Source organism: Endozoicomonas sp. SCSIO W0465 (assembly GCF_023716865.1).
Classification (GTDB): Bacteria; Pseudomonadota; Gammaproteobacteria; order Pseudomonadales; family Endozoicomonadaceae; genus Endozoicomonas.
Genome location: NZ_CP092417.1, coordinates 6165877 through 6184636, shown reverse-complemented (window position 1 = coordinate 6184636; position 18760 = coordinate 6165877). Strand labels below are relative to the sequence as shown.

Sequence of the window (18760 nt, the reverse complement as noted above, 5' to 3'; positions counted from 1 at the left end):
CAGTAATATCCATTAATTGTTTGATCTGGAACACTATCCGGACCGTAAAAGAGCAGAAAAAAAGTGTCTGTTCAGGACCCTCATGGTCACAGCTGCATTATCACCTTCGGTATACACAGTTATGGTACTAAAAAGAAAAGATATATCCCTGCCGGTTACGCTGTTTTACGATGGTGACTGCGCATTATGCAGGCGCGAGGTTGATCATCTGTCGAAAAAGAACCGAAAAGGTCTGCTCAAGCTGGTTGATATTAGACAGGACGGTTTTCAGGAAAAATATCCGGAATTTGACGTAGTAGAGCTGGATCGCTTGATTCACGCAAAACTGGCTGACGGGCGTGTTGTTAAAGGGGTGGATGCTACCCTGGCAGCCTGGGAGGCGGTTGGTATGGGATGCATTATTGCTCCCTTACGCTGGCCGGGTGTCGCTTGTATTGCTGACCTTGGTTACGAACTGTTCGCAAAAAACCGTCATAGCATATCCCGCCGCCTGGGGCCAATCCTGGGTAAAAACGAGTGCAAAAGATAACCGTCGTGTAACTAGTGCAGCCAAGCGTTGTTATACATACACAAGCACCTCGTTCCCATGGTCCCCCGTGGGAATGCATACGGATCTGGCAGCATGAGAAAGAGCCACTGCCTGGTAGGGTTTTCGGGGGCTCCATGCGAGTATGGTATTTGTGGTGGGATCGGTATGCATTCCCACGCGGAGCGTGGGAACGAGGTGTCCGGAGGGTTTTGCGACAACCTCCAGAGCATGGGAACGAGGGTTTTGTGACACCCTCAGGACCGTGGGAACGAAGTGCAAAAGCATCAATTGCTCGAACTGTAGCAGCGTTTATGAAATATTCGGGCTAATTCAATTCCCTGAAATTAAATTTTCTTAGCTGTCTTCTGTTCTTTCCGTGCAAATATTTATACAAAGCTAAATGAGAATGATTTGCATTTCGTATAAATAGTCAATATGATGCGTCTACTACGGCTTGGTAACCCTTATTGCCGAACCGTAACAACAAAAAAACAGACAGGGTTGTTACCCGCTTGCTGAAAACACCAACACTGGTACAAAAAAACAATGACGTTCCCGAAAAACACGCTGGCTCTGGCGGTGATGGCCGCTACCGTTTCTCTTGCTGCAACTCCGGTTGTTTTTGCTGAAACAGTTGCTGAGAAAGAAAATAAAGCTCAATCGAAACCCGTTTTATTGCAGCAGGTAACTGTTACTGCCACCAGGGCGAAGAAAGATCATGCTGATGTGGTTCAGAACATCGATGTGATTGATCTGGCAGAAATTGAACAGCAACAGGCTTCATCAGTACCAGAATTAATGGAATCTCTGCCCAATGTATCCGTTTCCGGTGGCCCAAGAGGCAGCGCACAAGGGGTTAATATTCGTGGTTTAGAGGGAACACGTGTGCTTCAGGTTATGGATGGTGCACGACAGAATTTCTCAAACGGTCATCGGGGAACCTACTTTACTGACCCTGAATTACTGAAATCAGTTGAAGTTGTTAAAGGTCCGTCAAGCAGTCTGTGGGGCTCAGGGGCTATTGGTGGCGTTGTTGTTCAGAACACCAAAAGTGCACAGGATCTTTTAGAGGAAGGTAAACATCTTGGTGGTTATGTTTCTCAGGGTTACCACAGTAATAACAGCCGTTTATTAACCAGTGGTGCGGTGTATGGGATGCAGGGCGATATTGACTGGTTACTGAATGGTTACTATAACGATGGTGAAAACTATGAACTGGGTAATGGCCAGGACCTGGAAGACTCCGGATCCAGAGAGCAGGGAGGTATGGCCAAACTGGGCTGGAACATTAATGGCGATAGTCGCCTTGAGTTTAAAGCTCAACATGCCCTTTATAATGGTTTGGTGCCCAGTAACCCAACCTCAATGGTGAACGACACCTCTATTCTTCCGGTTGAGAGAGATTCAAAAAATACCAATCTTTCCGCAGCCTGGCTATATAACCCTGACAGGGATTGGATCAATAGTAAGCTGCAGATTTTCCGTAATGACACACATTATGAAGAAGACCGGGTAACCAAAGGGCAGAAAGACGATACCCGTTATAAAACCAATGGTCTTGCCCTGACAAATATCTCTATTGTTGATGCCCTCGAACTGACCTATGGTCTGGATGTTTACCAAAATACGATTACCACTGAGCGTGATACCACCGGCCAGGCATCAGACACCCGTCCGGAAGGGCTGGATGGGCAGTCGGAAACTATGGGGGCATTTGTTCAAGGCAGTTTTCCCCTGAGTCAGTCCTGGGAACTTCAGGGCGGGCTTCGCTATGATCACTTCAGTGCTGAGGATAATCGCGCGGATTCGGATGTTATTAACAAGAAACAGACCGATCAGGCGTTGTCACCTTCTCTGGGTATTATCTGGACGACCACTGACTGGTTAACATTGACTGCCAGTTATAATGAGGCATTCCGTGCACCGGGTATGGAAGAGATGTTTTCTACCGGTACTCACTTTGCTATGGGGCCTATCAAGAATGTGTTTGTACCGAACCCTGATTTAAAACCAGAGGAAGCAGAGAACAAAGAAATATCTGCCCGAATGGAGTTTTCCAATCTATTGGGTGACGATGAGCTTAGACTGAATGCCAACATTTTTAAAAATGACGTCGATAATTTCATTAATCAGTTCACTTATGATCCTGCTTTTGGCGGCTTCGGACCTCCAACAAAAACCAGCTGGGAAAACGTGGAAGAAGCTGAACTTAAAGGTTTTGAAATAGCAGGGGAGTATCGCATTCAAAATATTGAGGCAGGGCTCTCTTATGGCCAGACCCGGGGAGAGGATAAGCAGTCAGGAGAGGCACTGGGTAATATTCCGGCGGATAAAGTCGTCGCCGATCTGGCCTACCTGGCTTTTCATGGCGATGTAAAAGTCGGGACTCGATTCACCCATGTGAATGACCAGAACAGGGTCGATCCGGACAATACCGTTGACCAGTATGAAGGCTATGACCTGGTGGATTTTTATGCGAGCTATGAGCCAGCAGCCGGAAGCTTGAAAGGTCTGAAAGCAGACTTCACCATTAAGAATGCTACCGATAAATACTATCGTGTTGCCTGGCAGGAACTGTACCAGCCAGGTCGCAGTTATCGTCTGGACCTTCGATACATGTTCTAACCTCTGGCCAAGCACCTCGTTCCCACGGTCCCGAGGTTGTCGCAAAACCCTGCGGACACTCCGGACATCTCGTTCCCACGCTCTGCGTGGGAATGCATACCGATCCCGCCACAAATACCATACTCGTATGGAGCCCCCGAAAACCCTACCAGGCAGTGGTTCTTTCTCATGCTGCCAGATCCGTATGCATTCCCACGCGGAGAGGGTGTCGCAAAACCCTGCAGACACTCTGGACATCTCGTTCCCATGCTCCGCGTGGGAATGCATACCGATCCTGCCACAAATACCATACTCGCATGGAGCCACCGAAAACCCTACCAGGCAGTGGCTCTTTCTCCTGCTGCCAGATCTGTATGCATTCCTGCGCGGGACCCACAGGGCCTAAAAGTGTCGGAACGAGGGTTTTGCGACACCCTCCGGAGCGTGGGAACGAGGGATCTGGCTGTATGGGTAATGGGTATTAACGCTTTACTGCACTAGAAAAAATGCGCCATCTTTGAGCTATAGCTGGTAATGCCTTTGCGAAGGAGGTTATTTTTAGGGCGTTCAGCCCGCCCTGTGACTTTCTCCAGCAGACAATCCGTCAGTGACTGTGTTTCCAGCCTTCTGGTCTTTGGTGACTGCTCCTGCGTGTAATCACTGGTAAAGATCACTGTCACTTCCCCGGTTTGCTTTACGCCAATCACTTTTGCGTCTATTGCCGGAATCTCAAACTGAAAGTCACTGACCTCAACGGGTAAAGGCTCAGGTTTGGCCTCCCACAAGCCAGAACGATGGCCAGCGTAGAGCGCAATCACCAGCGCCCGCATGGACCAGAAACTGCTGGCAGGCCCACTGTAATTATCCACAAGACGACTGTCTTCTGAGAAAAGCCCCTGGGTTGGCGCGCCGTAGCGGATGGCGCCATTGCCAATAAAATACCTCAGGCTGGTCGCCAGTGAACGCTGAGCGGCTCCCGCCGTTATTGCCCCTGTTTCCCGATCGTTTGCTATCTCTCTTTTCATATCCACAAAGGCCAGCAACGGTGCCGAGACGGCCAGGCGATAGCAGGCACTGCGCCCAAAAAAGGCAATACCTTCAGGGGTTAAAAGATGACGGTAGGTAGATACAAACGCTGACATAGAGGTGTGGATAAAATGACGGTCGAAGTCAGGGTCTATCTGATCTAACCAATAGAGTGAATAGTGAAAGCCCCAGGCATTGTAGTAATCGTAATTGCCCCTGGCACCATCACGAAACCAGCCGGCTCCCACGTAAAACTCTTTAACTCGCCGATACTTTTTGTGATCAACATGGTCAATCCCGGTTCTTAAGGTAGACATTAAGCTCCACCCACTGCACAGAAGCCTAATCTTGTACGCCCTGAACAACCATCCCGTGCAGGGTGTTCTCGTTTCGCATTATTTCCCCAGAAGTCCAGTAGCTTTTTAATGCATGAGACCAATGACTTTCCTGCATTTATCAACGATGAAATCACATTACCAAACAGGTGAGTCCCACTTTTCATCACCTTGTGCGTCGAGATTTCCTCAATGCTCCCACTTTCACAGAGGTTCGCCTGTGCAGCATGGGCAAGGTACCTTTTCAACGTCACAACCACAAAGGACATCAGAATCAGGCTAAACACCAGTGTCGCTGATTTGGTGTTAAAACGATGCCACCCTGAATAGGATTTGATCTCTTTGAAAATCAGCTCTATCTGCCACCGTAGACGATAGGCCTGGAGCACATCACTCAAGGTGAACTCCACCCGGTTCAGGTTGGTCACAACGAAAACCCACTTCTGTTTTTTGTCATTCCAGCGGACAACCAAGCGGAATGGCCAGGCTTTGAATCCCGGCCATTCTACATCCAGGTCGAGGCACTGGTCTTTGGGGAAGCCAGACAGTACATCCTTCAGTTTTTGTCCTTTGTAGCGATTGAGATTCTTGCCATCCTCCCGTACCGCGCTGAGTATCGTCGGGTTGATACTCTGAGGTGCCTTGCAGATAAAAGAACCCTCCCTGTCATCAATAGCGGCAAAGAGTTCCAGCTCAAAATAACCGGCATCCATTAGCATCAGGATATAGGCCATGGATGTTGGCAGTGGTGGCAGACAGTCTCTTTCTGAACGGGTATCTTCAGTCAGCTGCACCCGCACCAGGTTGTTGGTGAGAAGATCCATTGTCGTATGAAGCTCGACGGCAGCAGGACTGACCGTTGAGAACCTGCCGGGAAATGCTTCTTTCAGGGCATCATAGACAGCTTGTGACGAACCGTCCTGAATCAGAATGTGCTCAAACTCTGAAAATGGACTGTCTTCATCAAACGCCATGACTTTGCGGGAAAATATTTCCAGACACTGCACCCATAGCCACAGGATAAGAGTAGGCAGCGCGTCCTTTTTAGCTTGATTTGCCCAAGAACGATAAGAGACATTCAGCCCCGTCAACTCGTTAAATTTACGGTGTAGATCCGCCTGGGTATCGCAGTTTCCATCACCAGCGAGGGCATCGATCAGTGAGAGGATAAAATCCAAAGGACGGATATCTCGCTGTCGTATAGTAAAACCAAGCTGTTCCGCCATACTTAGGAGTTCTGACCGGTCGAAACAGGTCAACAGTTTTTTTCAACTAATCTACTATTTGCAGTACTCATCTTGGTACGCCCGGCATGGGCATGAACTGATGGGGTGAAAGTCCCCTGTGGGAGAACCTACATCTGACTGGCGGTAAAGACGCCTGCTGATGACAACCACTAGCTTAAGGCAAGTGCAGTCCCGCGAGGGGCTGTGCGGAGGCAGTCTGAGTGCAAAGGTGCGAGCCGACGTACAGAAATCGCATATAAGGCTGAGTCTCTGGGCGAGTGAGCCAAGGATCACAAAGCCCTATGGTTCGTGAGACACGGTAAATGCGGCGGTTGTGCACTGAAAGTTCATGTCCTTATCCGGGGAGATCTGTTCAACATGCGATTGGTAATTCCCAGTTCTCAGCCACTGGTTACAACAGGCTCGGCGAACAGGTCTCATCATCCTGTTCGAGCAAACCCGATGGCAACCAATAGCGCCAGCAGAGGTAACTCCGCGTGGTGATTGGACAGAAGTCAGCAGAGGCCATAGTAGCTGTACGACAGAAGCCATTAACGGATGGGAAGTCGTTAGCGAAGGGCCGAACATCGACGACAAAGAGGAGACTGATTCCCTCAAGGCGATGCAGCCGTCCGGCGACTCACCGTACTTGGCGACAGAATCTTTAACCAGCTTTGAACCATGATCTACTAAATTGCGTACTTGAACCGGCTAATCTGGCAAGTGCATGGAAACAGGTCAAAAGCAACAAGGGTGCTCCGGGTATTGATGGAGTCACTATTGAAGCTTATCCAGACTTTGCCAAACAGCATTGGCCTTCAGTGCGTCAAGCCTTATTGGACGGAACCTACCAGCCATCACCCGTGCGCCGACATGTTATAGAAAAGCCGGACGGCGGTGAGCGTTTGCTGGGAATCCCTACCGTGATGGATAGGGTCATACAGCAGGCCATTGTGCAGGTGCTGACCCCTGTCTTTGATCCGGGTTTCTCTCCAAACAGCTTCGGCTACCGACCGGGACGGTCAGCACACGACGGAGTCCGTCAGGTTAAGCAGTTGATCAACCGGGGGCTTCATTACGCTGTTGACGTTGATCTGAGTAAATTCTTTGATACGGTTAATCACGACGTTTTGATGTCGAGGGTCTCCCGTAAGGTCCGCGACAAACGCCTTCTGAAACTGATTGGTAGCTACCTGCGCTCCGGTGTCATGATTGAGGGCAATGTCTACCCGACCAGGGTTGGCATGCCACAGGGTGGGCCTTTATCACCCTTGCTGTCTAATGTGGTCCTCGACGAACTCGACAAGGAGCTTGAATATCGGGGTCATTGCTTTGCAAGATACTGTGATGATTTTGTGATTCTCGTCAAAAGTCAGCGTGCAGGGGATCGGGTGATGCACAGCATTACCCAATTCATTGAACGCAAATTGAAACTGAAGATTAACTCCCGGAAAAGTAAAGTTGTGAAAGCAACAGAAAGCGAATTCCTGAGTTTCACCTTCACAGGGAAGAAAGTTCGCTGGGCCCAGAAGTGTCTGGACCGATTCAAATACCGGATACTCAAGTTGACCAGTCGTCGCTGGGGTGTCTCAATGCAACATCGGTTACGCAAATTGGCACAATATATCCGGGGTTGGATGGGGTATTTCCGGTTATCGGAATATCACCGACCAATTCCCCTGCTGGATCAATGGATACGTCGGCGAATCCGTTGCTGCTTTCTGAAGCAATGGCGCAAGCCGAAAACCCGTTTTAAGAATCTGGTCAGGTTAGGCGTTGATAAAATTAACGCCGCCAAGATCGCAGCCAGCAGCAAAGGGTATTACCGTCTGAGTAAAACCTATGCGGTACAACAGGCACTGAATAACAGTTACCTCGCGAAAATTGGGCTTGTTTCATTGAAAGACTTATGGATCAGGTTTCACCATCATCGTTGAACCGCCCGGTGCGGACCCGCATGCCGGGTGCTGTGGGGAGGGCTGGAGAAAGACCGGCCCTTACCCGATTTCAGCCATTGATAATGGTTTCGAAGCTTTATTGTGGCTGTTCAAGGTGGGTTCTGCCGCCGGAAACGAACCTTTTTTGAGCTTAATGTCTACCCTAAGAATCCCGGTTAACGACTTCAATACCAGCTGAACCGTCAATGGAAAAAGGTGCCAGTTATTATCCACAGTGGCGAGGGAATTCACCTGAAGAAACCAGTCCGCAACCTGCTTACGCTCATTGTCCGTAAAGGTATTCCAGACCCACTTCTTACTTATCCACAATGCCAGTGCCAGGTCAGCACTTTCGCAGATTTTCTGGTCATAACTTTCCAGCTTGCCCCAATAGCCAAAGTGCTCCGGGTCAGTACCCGCCAGAAATGCGGCTTTTACTATCTCTGGAATCTTCAGCTGGCTGCCATTCAGGGTTGTCATTGCCCCCTGCTGAGTGACCTGTCTCTTGATCACAAATAGCTACCTTGTTCTATCATTTCTCACTGATAAAACAGGTCATGCTTCCACTTTCTCCTAAACCATGGTCAGAACTAACTTTTGGATGTGCTGATTTGGGCGATACTCGACGTACAAAACGACTTGTCAAAGTTGCTGCCGAGCTTTCAGCTCATACCGGTAATTCTTTGTCATCTTCATGCGAAGGTTATACCGCACTGGTAACTGGAGCTTACCGGCTGATTGAGAATGAGGCCGTAAAGCCTGAAGCAATAGCTGAGGCAGGCTTTCAGGCAACTGCCAAAATAGCGAGACAGTCTCGCCTACTTCTGGCTCTCGAAGATACAACAACCCTGGGTTATAACATGCTGTCAGATCCGAGCTTGTGATCTTGGAGGTCCTGAAGGCTCTAAAACCAGAGGATTCCACGTCCACTCTGTCTTCTTGGTTGATGCGGATACAGAGCGAAGCATTGGGCTTATTGATCAAGAACGATGGGTTAGAGAGGACGTTCAGCGGGGGAAAAAAACCACGTCGTCAGCTACCTTACGAGGGAAAGGAAAGCTTTAAGTGGCAAAGAGCCTCTGAAAACACAGAACAAAGGATGGGGGGTAAAATGCCTGACATCATCAGTGTTTGCGACCGGGAGGCGGATATATACGAATATATGCACTACAAACTGGATAACCGACAGCGGTTTGTTGTAAGAGCTACACAAAACAGAATCCTGGTGGATGGCGAACTCTTATTATTTGATTCCTTAGCTCAGACTGAAGTGTTGGGGAAATATACGATAGTGGTTCCTCAAAAAGGAGGTAGAAAGAAGCGAAAGGCAACGCTGCAGGTCAAAAGAAAGAAGATGACAATACAGGCGCCGCAAAGGCCAGGCGGCAGGCCGGAACCGGTAACTATGAATATTGTGTCGGCTGAAGAGATTGGCAATGACTCCGAAGACCGTTTGCACTGGGTACTATTGACAACTGAAGATATTGAAACATTCGAAGACTGTCGCTCTATCATTCGATTTTACGAGCTCCGATGGCGAATAGAAGAGTTCCATAAGGCTTGGAAATCGGGAGCAGGAGTAGAAAGGCTTCGTCTGCAATCTCCGGATAACATTGAACGACTTGCGGTCATATTAATGTTTGTCGCTGTCAGACTAATGCAAATCCGTGAAGCATTAATGTTACCGAATGACAGGCAGCACAAAGACAGAAAGCTTTGGAGTGAAAAAACACTCGCGAATGAGGTGGTCAGTGATGATGAATGGCAGGTTCTCTGGCTAACCTATGAAAAAAAAGCGTTGCCCGATAAGCCGCCAACAGTCACTTGGCTGCTTCAAACGATTGCTCGGCTTGGTGGTTGGGGTGATTCAAAGCATACAGGGCAGCCCGGCTGGTTAGTGGTATGGGAAGGCTGGGCGAAATTGCAGGATCGGGTAAAAACCTGGCAGATAGCCCGGCAGTTCAGCGCTGGAGAGATGTGATCAAGAGTCAGGCTGAGTGACACAGGGTTCAGACTGCTTCTCAAATGAAAAATGCAGCCAGGCGGCCAGCACAGGAATGACACGACTGGTGCCTTCCAGAGCATCTGTTCTGGCACTCTGCTGACTGGGGCGACCGGGGTAATAGGCGTGGCTATAGTTCCATACTGCGTAATGGTCAAAGGCTTCAGCAATATACCGGGTTAGCAGATCACACTGTTCTTCAATGGCTTGCCCATGGTCCTGAAACAGCGCCTGCAGTTCAGCATCATTTCTGTCGTAGGCCGGTTTTCTGACCAAAAGCCGAACGAGATTCTCCCGAAAAATACGCAACCGCATGGAAAAACCGGGGTTCTCACAGGGGATAACCGGACGGGGGCTGGCACTGATTTCAATGGTCATGACAGAAAGTGAAGGAAAAACGAAAGCGGAATAATAAATCAGACAGTATGAATACTCGACTTTAGAGTTTTAAGAGCACAATAGTTCCGGCGCATAATCTGCTAAAAGCAACCATCCCCAATGACGAAATTCGAGATGGTTGCCATGCTCACTTCAGATCATCAAGTAATCCTCAGGGAGCTCGCTTCATATACAACCTTTCTTGCTGGAGCGCTATCATCAACTGCAGTACCAACGTTCTGCGAACTGCTGTTCGGTTGCATGCTTTCAGCCGACGGCTTTGTTACACAGGCGTTGTTAACAATTGATTTTCATTGTGTGTGGAGCAGCTACCACCACTGGCTATCTCAGGGCAAGTGGCAATGGAAGAACTTGGCACGCCACTTGATCCGTCTGGTCTGCTCCAAAGCTCCTGAGAATCAACCTGTGGTCCTGGGGCTTGATGACTGGGTAATCGAACGGTTTTCCGACAAAGCCCCTGCTTGTCGTACACATCATCAACACAGCAAGAAACGCAATCGGCCGACGTACATCTGGGGGCAGTGTTGGGTTTCCCTGGCCATCATATTTGAGCGGGCTGCAGATGAAGTATTTACCGCCATACCGGTGATCTCATTTCCGACACCAGCTTCAGGTAACACCAGCAAACTGAAAATTGCCGTGGCCATGCTCAGGGTGGTACGCAATGAAGTGAAGGATCGAGTGCTACGCCTGCTAACCGATTGCTGGTATATGAACTGGACACTGATAAAGCCAGCTCTGGAAATGAACATAGAAGTTGTTGGTCAGATACCTTCAAATCGGGCCCTCTATGCTTTGCCGCCAGCACCCACCGTAAAGAAGCGAGGGCGCCCAAAAAAGTACGGCATCAAGATGACGACAGAACAGGTTAAGAAACTGCCGGAAGAAAAAGCAACAGTATGGATGTACGGCAAATTTCGCAAAATACGTTATCGTACCCTGATCTGTCGCGCCAGATTCCTTAAAGGTCGTGAAGTACGCGTCGTCTGGAGTCGCTTTGAAAATGACAAAGGTCTGACCGAAAGCAGATAGGACTTACGCATTGACAACAGGCTCTAAAATTTGAGTAACTATTCAGCACTGAGCAAAGGCATATTACAGTAATTCCGAACAGCTCTATGAAGTGATTGATATATGTCCATTCCCTGTTTTCTGGCAGACGACAAATAGCTGCGAATCCGTGCAAACATAGAACCACCGTCTGCACTCCTGAAGCAGCCTGAGATTTTCTGCTTTAACTTGGCCATTCGAACATCCCGCTCACTGCCATTGTTATCGAAGGGAATGGTAAAATCTGACATGAAGCGCAGTGTCTCAGCCTTGAACTCAGTGAGTCGTTTGAAGAGATTGTAAGCTTTAGTATTCTTGACTTTCTTGCGCTTAAGCTCCTCTCGTTGCTTCTCCATATAGACGACTTCTTTCATTAGAGCCCGCTGAAGCAACCGGTCATAAATCTTCTCGATTCGTTCACAGACAACACTTGGCATCTGTAGCATACCTATGGTCTTAAAGCCCTTGCAGTAATGCCAGGAAAGCCTCAGTAGCTTCATCAATCGCAACGCCAGTTGATTGCTGTCCCTATCAACAACACCCAAAAGCTCCCTCAGGTGATGGGCATTGCAAAGTACGTGAGTTGCCGCATATGCAAAATAGGATTTCCAATGATCATGAACCAGAACGCCTGCAAATGTTAGCAGTATGCCCATCGTGTCCATGGCCTCACGACCTCGCTTTTCAGACAAGTAGTAGAGCGTCCATTGTTCATCCCGCATAACGTGTAGCCAGTGCAAAGAGCCCTCGGCCCGCATACCCGTTTCATCGGCTCCGGCAACAGACGATTCCCGCAAGGCGTCACGAATAACCTCTTCAGTAGAAGCCAGATTTTCATAGGTTCTGGCCACAAAATTGGCGACAGTGCCTGCACTTACACTCATTTTATAGAGAGTATTAAAATACTCTGACACGCGCTTAAAAGGCAGGAAATGGTATTGGTTAAGATAGACGGCCATAGCCTGTGTGGCTGAGCCATATTGTGCGGCAGCGGTAACACCTTCCGGGAATTCAGCCTGATTCCGACAACCACAAGTGCAGATTTTTACTTCAGCTCTATGGGCCGTTACTTCAAATTCACCCGGTCTCCCTGGTTCAAACACCTGTCGTTCAATATATTTGACCGGCTCACTATCAAGAAGAGACGCCTGACATTTATTGCATTCTTTAACCGGAAGGTACTCAATATAGTCAGGGATATCGACCTGTTTAAGACAAGTGCCCTGATGCCCTTTCTTTCCACCGGCTTTATTACCAGAAGACTGTCTCAGACTTTTAGGATTGGGTTTTTCATCCGATGGATCGGTACCTTTATCTGCGGAAAGGTCGTCAGAATGATCTGGAGAATTACTGTTTTTACAAGGTTTTTGATAACCATCAGACGATGGCGGCTTGCTGCTGTTTTGACTGTTCTTGCCAACCTTTTCTTCCAATTCTCGACATCGCTCTTCCAGACAGGCAACTCTCATCCGCAGCTCTGCATTCTCTTTCAAGAGAATCTCAGCCGACATAGTTGCGGGTAGTTCTGGAATCATGCTGGCGAATATTGTGGAAAAATGGTGCTTAAGAGGATGGTATAAAAATCAGAAAATTCCAGATTTATGTGGGGGTGCTGAACAGTTACAAATTTGATAATGCCAAAAAACAGATGTCTTCAGGGATGAAAGTGAGAACTACCACTCGACCGACCACTGCACGATGCACTCTTGCAAAATACATTGGCTTTTTGATTAGTGAGCCAAAATCATCAACATGCACAAGACTGGCCGAGGTTACCGACTTTTCTCACGATAGCGCAAACCGCTTTCTTAAGCGTGAAAACTATCAGCCCAAAGATATGTACGATGAAGCAGTCAAAAGTTTAAACCCTATTGGCGGCACCCTGAGCGTTGATGACAGCGTGCTCGACAAACCTTATAGCTACTCCGTGGCACTGGTTGGCCACTTTTGGTCGGGTAAACATCACCGAGTGGTTAAGGGAGTTAACCTCATCACCCTTTATTACACCGACGTATCCGGGCGCCATATGCCGGTGAATTACAGGATATACGACAAATCGGAAGACAAGACAAAAAACGACTACTTCCGTGAAATGTTGATTGAAGTGCTGGTATGGGGGCTGAAGCCAGCGTTCGTTACCGGTGACTCCTGGTACAGCTGCACGACTAACCTGAAGACGATTAAAAACCATCAGACTGGGTTTATGTTTGCCGTTGAGAAAAACAGGACAGTATCACTGGAAAAAGGTAAATGGCAGCAGGTTCAACACCTCGACATCCCCGACAATGGTCTGGATGTATGGCTCAAAGACTTCGGTAAGATCCGGTTGTTCAGGACGATGCTAAAAGACCAGCGTCGCCACTACGTGGTTTACTTGCCAGAGGAAGTCCCTTTTGAACGCAATGACTTCAAGCAGATCCATGACCAGCACTGGCAGATCGAACAGTTTCACAGGGCGATCAAGCAGGTTTGCCATATTGAGCACTTTCAGGTTCGCAGCGAACGACCCGTCAGAAACCATATATTTGCTGCAATTTTAGCTTTTGTTTATCTCCAGAAAATGCAGATAGAGCAGGAGTTTACGAATATTTATCAGCACCAACGGGGGCTGTTTAAAGAGACAATAGGCGCTTTCATTGAGAGTTTTGCAAAGGGGAAGGATCACCTCCTACCAAAATTTATCGGTGTCATCAATGCGTAAGTCCTAGCAGAATATTCATCTCGACCAATCCGGAACTTGAGGGACTGGAGGTGCTTCGTGCCTATTCCCGGAGATGGCCGGTAGAGCCAATGTTTCACCAACTCAAACATGCTTTTGGCTGTTGCCATTTATGGCAGCAGAAATTGCGAACACTGCTTCGATGGATGCATTTGAAAATGGCAGGCTATGCATTATTGCAGTTATTAACCGTTTGTAAAAATCAGGCATGTCTGAATATTTCTCGGATACCCTGGAGAAGCCCGGATACAACCACTGCAGGCATGATGAAAATTGCTCTTTCAGGAATTATTCCGAGGTTCTCTATTCGCAAGGGCTGGAACAGATATAAGCAAAAATATGAGTTCAATTTTCGCGATCTGATCGACCAGTTAATACCGGATAATTCAGAAGCAGCATAACTAAAGGCTTTTAGGCAAAAAACGGAAGTAATAACGAACTTGGAAAAACAGTTCACTGATTTCGGCTTGCTTCACTATAAAAAGCTGACCGAATTATCGTTTTATACAGACTCTAAAGTCGAGTAAAAAAGGTTAAGGTGGATCGAACCACCTTAACCTTCATCTGTCATTCCGCTGTCATTCACAAGAGTGACTAAGCGCAGAGTTTGGCAACCTCTTCTGCTGCCAGCAGGAATGTACCTGCACCATAATCAATATTGTGCTCTTTCCTGGTATCTCTCGGGTAAAGGCAGGAAGCTGAATCCAACCCATCATGCCATCTTCGTGGACACAGGTTTTCAGGGCAGCCCAGGCCTTTTCCAGGGCAGGCATATAGGCATCACGATCCAGGATACCGTTATTGATACCCCAGGCCATACCGTGGGCAAACAGCGAGGTAGCGCTGGATTCTGGTGATGGGAAGCTTTTTGGATCAAGCATACTGGCACGCCAGAAGCCATCGTCACCCTGCAGCTTCACAACCGCTTCGCAAAGTGCCACAAACAGATCAATGTACTTCTGACGGTCAGCAAAATCTTCAGGCATGTGATCCAGTACACGACAGATCGCAGAAACCACCCAGCCATTACCACGACCCCAGAAAACTTTCTCACCATTCTCTTCGCGCAGTTCGCCACCCTGTCCATCAGGGATATAACGCTTGTCCCGGTAGAACAGGCCGGTTTCAGGATCCAGCAGGTGGTCAACACTGTCCCACCACAGGGTATTCATGGCATCCAGATACTTTGGTTCACCGGTCAGCTCTGTCAGCATGGCAAACGCCGGTGGCGCCATAAACAGGGAGTCACACCACCACCAGTCTTCACGGCCCGGCTTTGGATCATTAAGCATCAGGTCAAACGCTTCGATGGAAGACTCTTTCATAGCATCGTCTTTCAGAGCCTGATAGATTTCCAGGTAGGTCTGGCAGCAGGTATGGTCATCAGCAAAACGGTCTTCAGGGCCGACTTGCCACTGGTTGTCTTTTGCCCAATTGATCGCTGCATCCAGGTACTTGCTGTCCGGTTGCACGCCAGGTAGCCATAACACCGGTGTACATGACACCACGTTCCCAGTCAGTGCCCTTGATGTAATAACTCAAGTTACGCACCTTGCTGAAAATCAGCCATTATTGGTGGCATGAAAAATGATCTCATAGAACTTTATTCTGACTACCTGTTGTCGTCGTCTGGGAAGACCACTGCAACGGGAGTGTCAGAGCTTTTGGATAATGTCTACAGTCATGACCAATTCACCCGATTGCTTTCAAACAATGAGTTTACCAGTCGTGACTTATGGCTTTACGTTAAACCCGTCGTGCGACAGGTTGAGTGCAGTGATGGGGTTTTGATCTTTGACGATACGATTCAGGAAAAGCAGTTCAGCAAAGAGAATGCCCTGAACACCTGGCATTTTGATCATACAAAAAATCGCACCGTGAAAGGTATAAATCTGCTCAATGCACACTACCATGCCGGAGATGCGTCGATTCCTGTCGCCTATAAATTGATCGAGAAAACCATCCTGTACACCGACTTGAAGACAAAAAAGGTAAGACGATATGCAGAGCAAACCAAAAATGAAATGATGCGGGAGATGCTGATGATTTGCTGCCATAACCAGCTTATGTTCCGCTATGTCCTTGCAGATAGCTGGTTTTGCTCAAACGACAATATGATGTTTATTCGACACGACTGTAATAAACATTTCCTGATGGCGATGAAGTCAAACCGCAAGGTATCCCTCAGTCTGGACGACAAATTACAAGGCCGTTCACAGCGTATAGATACTGTTGATTTTTCAGAAGATAAGCCTGTACAAGGGTGGATAGCAGGTGTCGATTTCCCTGTTCTGCTATACCGTCAGGTCTTTAAAAACAAAGACGGAAGCACAGGCATTCTCTATCTGGTTTGCAGCGATCTTGACTGTGATGCCGAGACTCTCAAGGCAATCTACGAGAAACGGTGGAAAGTCGAGGTCTTCCATAAAACGCTGAAATCGAATGCGTCAATGGCCAAGTCACCGGCGCATACTGTGAGAACACAGAGTAATCATATCTTTCTTTCAATTTACTCAGCCTTCAGGTTGGAAGTATTGTCATTGAAAGTAAATCTGAATCACTTTCAGCTCAGAGCCAAAATCTATATGGCAGGGCTGAAAGCTTCGTTGGGGCAGCTGAGAGAGCTGTTAGCTGCGTAACTTCAGTTGTTAATCTCATGGGAAGTCCGGAAGCCATCAAAGAAGTGCATGAAAGGTACACGGGATTCCAGGGTCGCGGCCTGGGCAATCAGGGCCAGGTCATGGGCTTCCTGAACCGAGCTGGCGGCCAGCATGGCAAAACCAGTGCTTCTTGCCGCCATCACATCCTGATGGTCACCAAAGATGGATAACCCCTGGGTCGCCAGTGAGCGCGCTGCCACGTAGAACACCGCCGGAGTCAACTCTCCGGCAATCTTATACATATTGGGCAGCATCAACATCAGTCCCTGGGAGGCGGTAAAGGTGGTGGTCAGCGCCCCCGTCTGCAGTGAACCGTGAACTGCGCCGGCAGCACCAGCTTCACTCTGCATCTGGGCAACATGGGGTTTACTGCCCCAGATATTTCTGACGCCTTCGGCAGCCCACTGCTCTGCCAGCTCCGCCATATTAGACGACGGAGTAATAGGATAGATGGCGCAGACTTCGTTGGTACGATAAGCAACGTAGGCAGCCGCCTCATTACCATCGACGGTGACACGAACAGGCTGTTCTTTAGCATGCACTGGCTGAGACATTACCGTACCTCCATTTGAGCAGCCATGACGGGCAATGAGACACCCTGTTGAACGGTCTGCATCTCGATAGCGTGGCAGGGGCACTGACGGTAGCAGGCCAGGCAACCGGTACAGAGATCATGGTTAACCTGATACCCCTCCCCTTTGCCCAGTTTGGTAATGGCACCTTCAGGACACGCCCCGAAGCAGCCATCACATTCAAAACAGTTACCGCAGGAGAAACAGCGGCTGGCTTCATAACGAACCTGCGCCTCACTGAGACCACGAACCACTTCACTGAAATCATTACGCTGTTCTGGAGAGAGGGCATCTTCATGCTGACGATCAGCCCGGGTGCGGTACCAGAGGTGTAACCCGTCAAAATCCACCAGGTGTTGCACTGCGATGTCATTGATTTTGTTACCGGTCAGCCAGCTATCCATACAGCGGGCAGCTTTCTTGCCATGCCCTACAGCAATGGTGGCGGTCCGGTCAGAAGGCACCATATCACCACCGGCAAAAATACCTTCGCAGCCGGTCATCATATGCTCACCAACAGTAAGCGAGCCCCAGCGGTCAAATTCCAGGCCGGGCACTCTGTCCAGCATGCCTCTCTCCACATCCTGACCCAGGGCCAGAATCAGAGAGTCCACCGCCAGCGTTTCATAACGCCCGGTGGGACGTGGACGTCCATCATCACCAATCTCCATGATCTCAACGTTAAACTCGCTGCCTTCTATATTCTGGATGGTGCGCAACCAGTGGATATTGACGCCTTCGGCTTCCGCTTCATCGGCCTCAAAGCTGTGGGCCGGCATATGGTCACGGTCGCGACGATAGATGATCATGGCCTCATCGACACCCATTCTTTTCACCGTTCGTGCGGCATCCATTGCCGTATTACCACCGCCGTATACGGCTACCCGACGACCGAGCACCGGTTTTTCACCCATACCGGTTTCCCGCAGGAAGCTGACCGCGTCCAGCACCTTGCCGGCATCACGGGCAGGAATATCAACCTGCTTGCCAATATGGGCACCAATGGCCAGGTAAACCGCATCAAAATGTCCTTCCTGCTTTTCCGCCATCAGGTCTTCTACCCGGTGATTCAGGGTGATTGAGATCCCCATGGATTCAATACGGGCAATCTCCGCTGCCAGCACGTCCCGTGGCAAACGGTAAGCCGGGATACCAAATTGCATCATGCCACCGGCAACCGGAGCCGCTTCACGTATCTCAACGGTATGCCCCTGCAGGCGCAGATGGTAGGCAGCGGTCAAACCGGAAGGGCCGGCACCGATGACCAGGACTTTTTTCCCGGTCTCGTTTTCGGGAACAGGCATGTGCCAGTTCTGCTCAATGGCCATATCCCCGAGGAAGCGCTCAATGGAATGAATACTTACACCGTCGTCCACTTGCACACGGCTGCAGCCATCTTCACAGGGGTGATAACAGATTCGACCATGGGTTGCCGGCAGCGGGTTATTCTTCATGAATGTGCGCCAGGCTTCTTCAAAGCGCCCTTCCTGGGCCAGTGCCAGGGCACCCTGGATATCATTTCCCGCCGGGCAGGTGTGATTACACGGGGGCAAAGCGTTCTGATAAACCGGCTTGCGGGTAGCGACCGGACCAGTACCCTGTACCGGAGATCGTCCGGGGGGTTGGGTCATATCCAGGGTATTCATAACAGCTCCTTATTTGAACAATGCTCACCATAACAAATCATGTTTGTGCCGCCAT

The 18760-nt window shown here is 49.1% G+C and carries 16 protein-coding genes and 1 pseudogene; 9 read left to right on the top strand and 8 right to left on the bottom strand.

What is annotated here, in order from left to right; all coding sequences use genetic code 11:
• Nucleotides 1-82: 82 nt before the first annotated feature.
• Nucleotides 83-529: a thiol-disulfide oxidoreductase DCC family protein gene (locus tag MJO57_RS27805; protein ID WP_252020356.1), complete on the top strand. Its 447-nt coding sequence runs from the start codon at nucleotides 83-85 to the stop codon at nucleotides 527-529.
• A 546-nt stretch (nucleotides 530-1075) separates the two neighbouring features.
• Entirely contained in the window at nucleotides 1076-3154 is a 2079-nt protein-coding gene (locus MJO57_RS27800; protein WP_252020354.1) for a TonB-dependent hemoglobin/transferrin/lactoferrin family receptor, read from the top strand.
• A gap of 476 nt (nucleotides 3155-3630) precedes the next feature.
• Here the strand turns inward: MJO57_RS27800 and MJO57_RS27795 are convergent, their stop codons facing one another.
• Nucleotides 3631-4476: a DUF2264 domain-containing protein gene (locus MJO57_RS27795; protein WP_252020352.1), complete on the bottom strand. Its 846-nt coding sequence runs from the start codon at nucleotides 4474-4476 to the stop codon at nucleotides 3631-3633.
• The gene (locus MJO57_RS27790; RefSeq protein WP_256491593.1) at nucleotides 4476-5753 is read right to left on the bottom strand and encodes an IS4 family transposase; all 1278 of its coding nucleotides are present in this window, start codon (nucleotides 5751-5753) and stop codon (nucleotides 4476-4478) included. The genes MJO57_RS27795 and MJO57_RS27790 overlap by 1 nt, the downstream gene beginning before the upstream one ends.
• Before the next feature lie 641 nt (nucleotides 5754-6394).
• On the opposite strand from MJO57_RS27790, the gene ltrA reads away from it, so the two are divergent.
• A complete protein-coding gene (gene ltrA, locus MJO57_RS27785; RefSeq protein WP_252017357.1) occupies nucleotides 6395-7657 on the top strand; it encodes a group II intron reverse transcriptase/maturase in 1263 nt (420 codons plus the stop codon).
• Between the two features lie 60 nt (nucleotides 7658-7717).
• Here ltrA and MJO57_RS27780 read toward each other — a convergent pair whose 3' ends face one another.
• On the bottom strand, nucleotides 7718-8170 hold the full coding sequence (locus MJO57_RS27780; protein WP_252020350.1) for a DUF2264 domain-containing protein: 453 nt from the start codon (nucleotides 8168-8170) through the stop codon (nucleotides 7718-7720).
• Between the two features lie 44 nt (nucleotides 8171-8214).
• Here MJO57_RS27780 and MJO57_RS27775 point away from each other — a divergent pair, with 44 nt between their 5' ends.
• Both MJO57_RS27775 and MJO57_RS27770 read left to right on the top strand, forming a co-directional pair.
• Entirely contained in the window at nucleotides 8215-8541 is a 327-nt protein-coding gene (locus MJO57_RS27775) for a transposase DNA-binding-containing protein (protein WP_252020348.1), read from the top strand.
• A complete protein-coding gene (locus MJO57_RS27770; RefSeq protein ID WP_252020346.1) occupies nucleotides 8538-9638 on the top strand; it encodes an IS4 family transposase in 1101 nt (366 codons plus the stop codon). The genes MJO57_RS27775 and MJO57_RS27770 overlap by 4 nt, the downstream gene beginning before the upstream one ends.
• On the opposite strand, the gene MJO57_RS27765 is transcribed toward MJO57_RS27770, so the two are convergent.
• The gene (locus tag MJO57_RS27765) at nucleotides 9639-10037 is read right to left on the bottom strand and encodes a hypothetical protein (protein WP_252020344.1); all 399 of its coding nucleotides are present in this window, start codon (nucleotides 10035-10037) and stop codon (nucleotides 9639-9641) included.
• 120 nt (nucleotides 10038-10157) lie between these two features.
• Between MJO57_RS27765 and MJO57_RS27760 the strand changes: the two genes are divergently transcribed.
• Nucleotides 10158-11090, top strand: a complete 933-nt coding sequence (locus MJO57_RS27760; protein ID WP_252020342.1) for a transposase — start codon at nucleotides 10158-10160, stop codon at nucleotides 11088-11090.
• A 38-nt stretch (nucleotides 11091-11128) separates the two neighbouring features.
• On the opposite strand, the gene MJO57_RS27755 is transcribed toward MJO57_RS27760, so the two are convergent.
• On the bottom strand, nucleotides 11129-12643 hold the full coding sequence (locus MJO57_RS27755; RefSeq protein ID WP_252017330.1) for an IS66 family transposase: 1515 nt from the start codon (nucleotides 12641-12643) through the stop codon (nucleotides 11129-11131).
• A 131-nt stretch (nucleotides 12644-12774) separates the two neighbouring features.
• Here MJO57_RS27755 and MJO57_RS27750 point away from each other — a divergent pair, with 131 nt between their 5' ends.
• The gene (locus MJO57_RS27750; protein ID WP_252026884.1) at nucleotides 12775-13809 is read left to right on the top strand and encodes a transposase; all 1035 of its coding nucleotides are present in this window, start codon (nucleotides 12775-12777) and stop codon (nucleotides 13807-13809) included.
• Between the two features lie 50 nt (nucleotides 13810-13859).
• On the top strand, nucleotides 13860-14228 hold the full coding sequence (locus MJO57_RS27745) for a hypothetical protein (protein ID WP_252020341.1): 369 nt from the start codon (nucleotides 13860-13862) through the stop codon (nucleotides 14226-14228).
• Between the two features lie 177 nt (nucleotides 14229-14405).
• On the opposite strand, the gene MJO57_RS27740 is transcribed toward MJO57_RS27745, so the two are convergent.
• The gene (locus MJO57_RS27740) at nucleotides 14406-15299 is read right to left on the bottom strand and encodes a glycoside hydrolase family 105 protein (protein WP_252020339.1); all 894 of its coding nucleotides are present in this window, start codon (nucleotides 15297-15299) and stop codon (nucleotides 14406-14408) included.
• Between the two features lie 108 nt (nucleotides 15300-15407).
• Here MJO57_RS27740 and MJO57_RS27735 point away from each other — a divergent pair, with 108 nt between their 5' ends.
• Nucleotides 15408-16466: a transposase gene (locus MJO57_RS27735; protein WP_252017920.1), complete on the top strand. Its 1059-nt coding sequence runs from the start codon at nucleotides 15408-15410 to the stop codon at nucleotides 16464-16466.
• A gap of 11 nt (nucleotides 16467-16477) precedes the next feature.
• On the opposite strand, the pseudogene MJO57_RS27730 reads toward MJO57_RS27735, so the two are convergent.
• Both MJO57_RS27730 and MJO57_RS27725 read right to left on the bottom strand, forming a co-directional pair.
• Nucleotides 16478-17041, bottom strand: a pseudogene (locus MJO57_RS27730) (pyruvate:ferredoxin (flavodoxin) oxidoreductase); the annotation flags it as partial.
• Nucleotides 17041-18705, bottom strand: a complete 1665-nt coding sequence (locus MJO57_RS27725; protein ID WP_252020335.1) for an NAD(P)-binding protein — start codon at nucleotides 18703-18705, stop codon at nucleotides 17041-17043. The gene MJO57_RS27725 and the pseudogene MJO57_RS27730, both read right to left, overlap by 1 nt.
• Nucleotides 18706-18760: the final 55 nt, after the last annotated feature.

Bases quoted from the DNA above. Each gene is read 5' to 3' on its own strand.
- MJO57_RS27725 (WP_252020335.1), bottom strand. From the start codon at position 18,705: ATGAATACCCTGGATATGACCCAACCCCCCGGACGATCTCCGGTACAG.
- MJO57_RS27795 (WP_252020352.1), bottom strand. From the start codon at position 4,476: ATGTCTACCTTAAGAACCGGGATTGACCATGTTGATCACAAAAAGTAT.
- MJO57_RS27760 (WP_252020342.1), top strand. From the start codon at position 10,158: ATGACGAAATTCGAGATGGTTGCCATGCTCACTTCAGATCATCAAGTA.
- MJO57_RS27765 (WP_252020344.1), bottom strand. From the start codon at position 10,037: ATGACCATTGAAATCAGTGCCAGCCCCCGTCCGGTTATCCCCTGTGAG.
- MJO57_RS27805 (WP_252020356.1), top strand. From the start codon at position 83: ATGGTCACAGCTGCATTATCACCTTCGGTATACACAGTTATGGTACTA.
- MJO57_RS27775 (WP_252020348.1), top strand. From the start codon at position 8,215: ATGCTTCCACTTTCTCCTAAACCATGGTCAGAACTAACTTTTGGATGT.
- MJO57_RS27755 (WP_252017330.1), bottom strand. From the start codon at position 12,643: ATGATTCCAGAACTACCCGCAACTATGTCGGCTGAGATTCTCTTGAAA.
- MJO57_RS27735 (WP_252017920.1), top strand. From the start codon at position 15,408: ATGAAAAATGATCTCATAGAACTTTATTCTGACTACCTGTTGTCGTCG.
- MJO57_RS27800 (WP_252020354.1), top strand. From the start codon at position 1,076: ATGACGTTCCCGAAAAACACGCTGGCTCTGGCGGTGATGGCCGCTACC.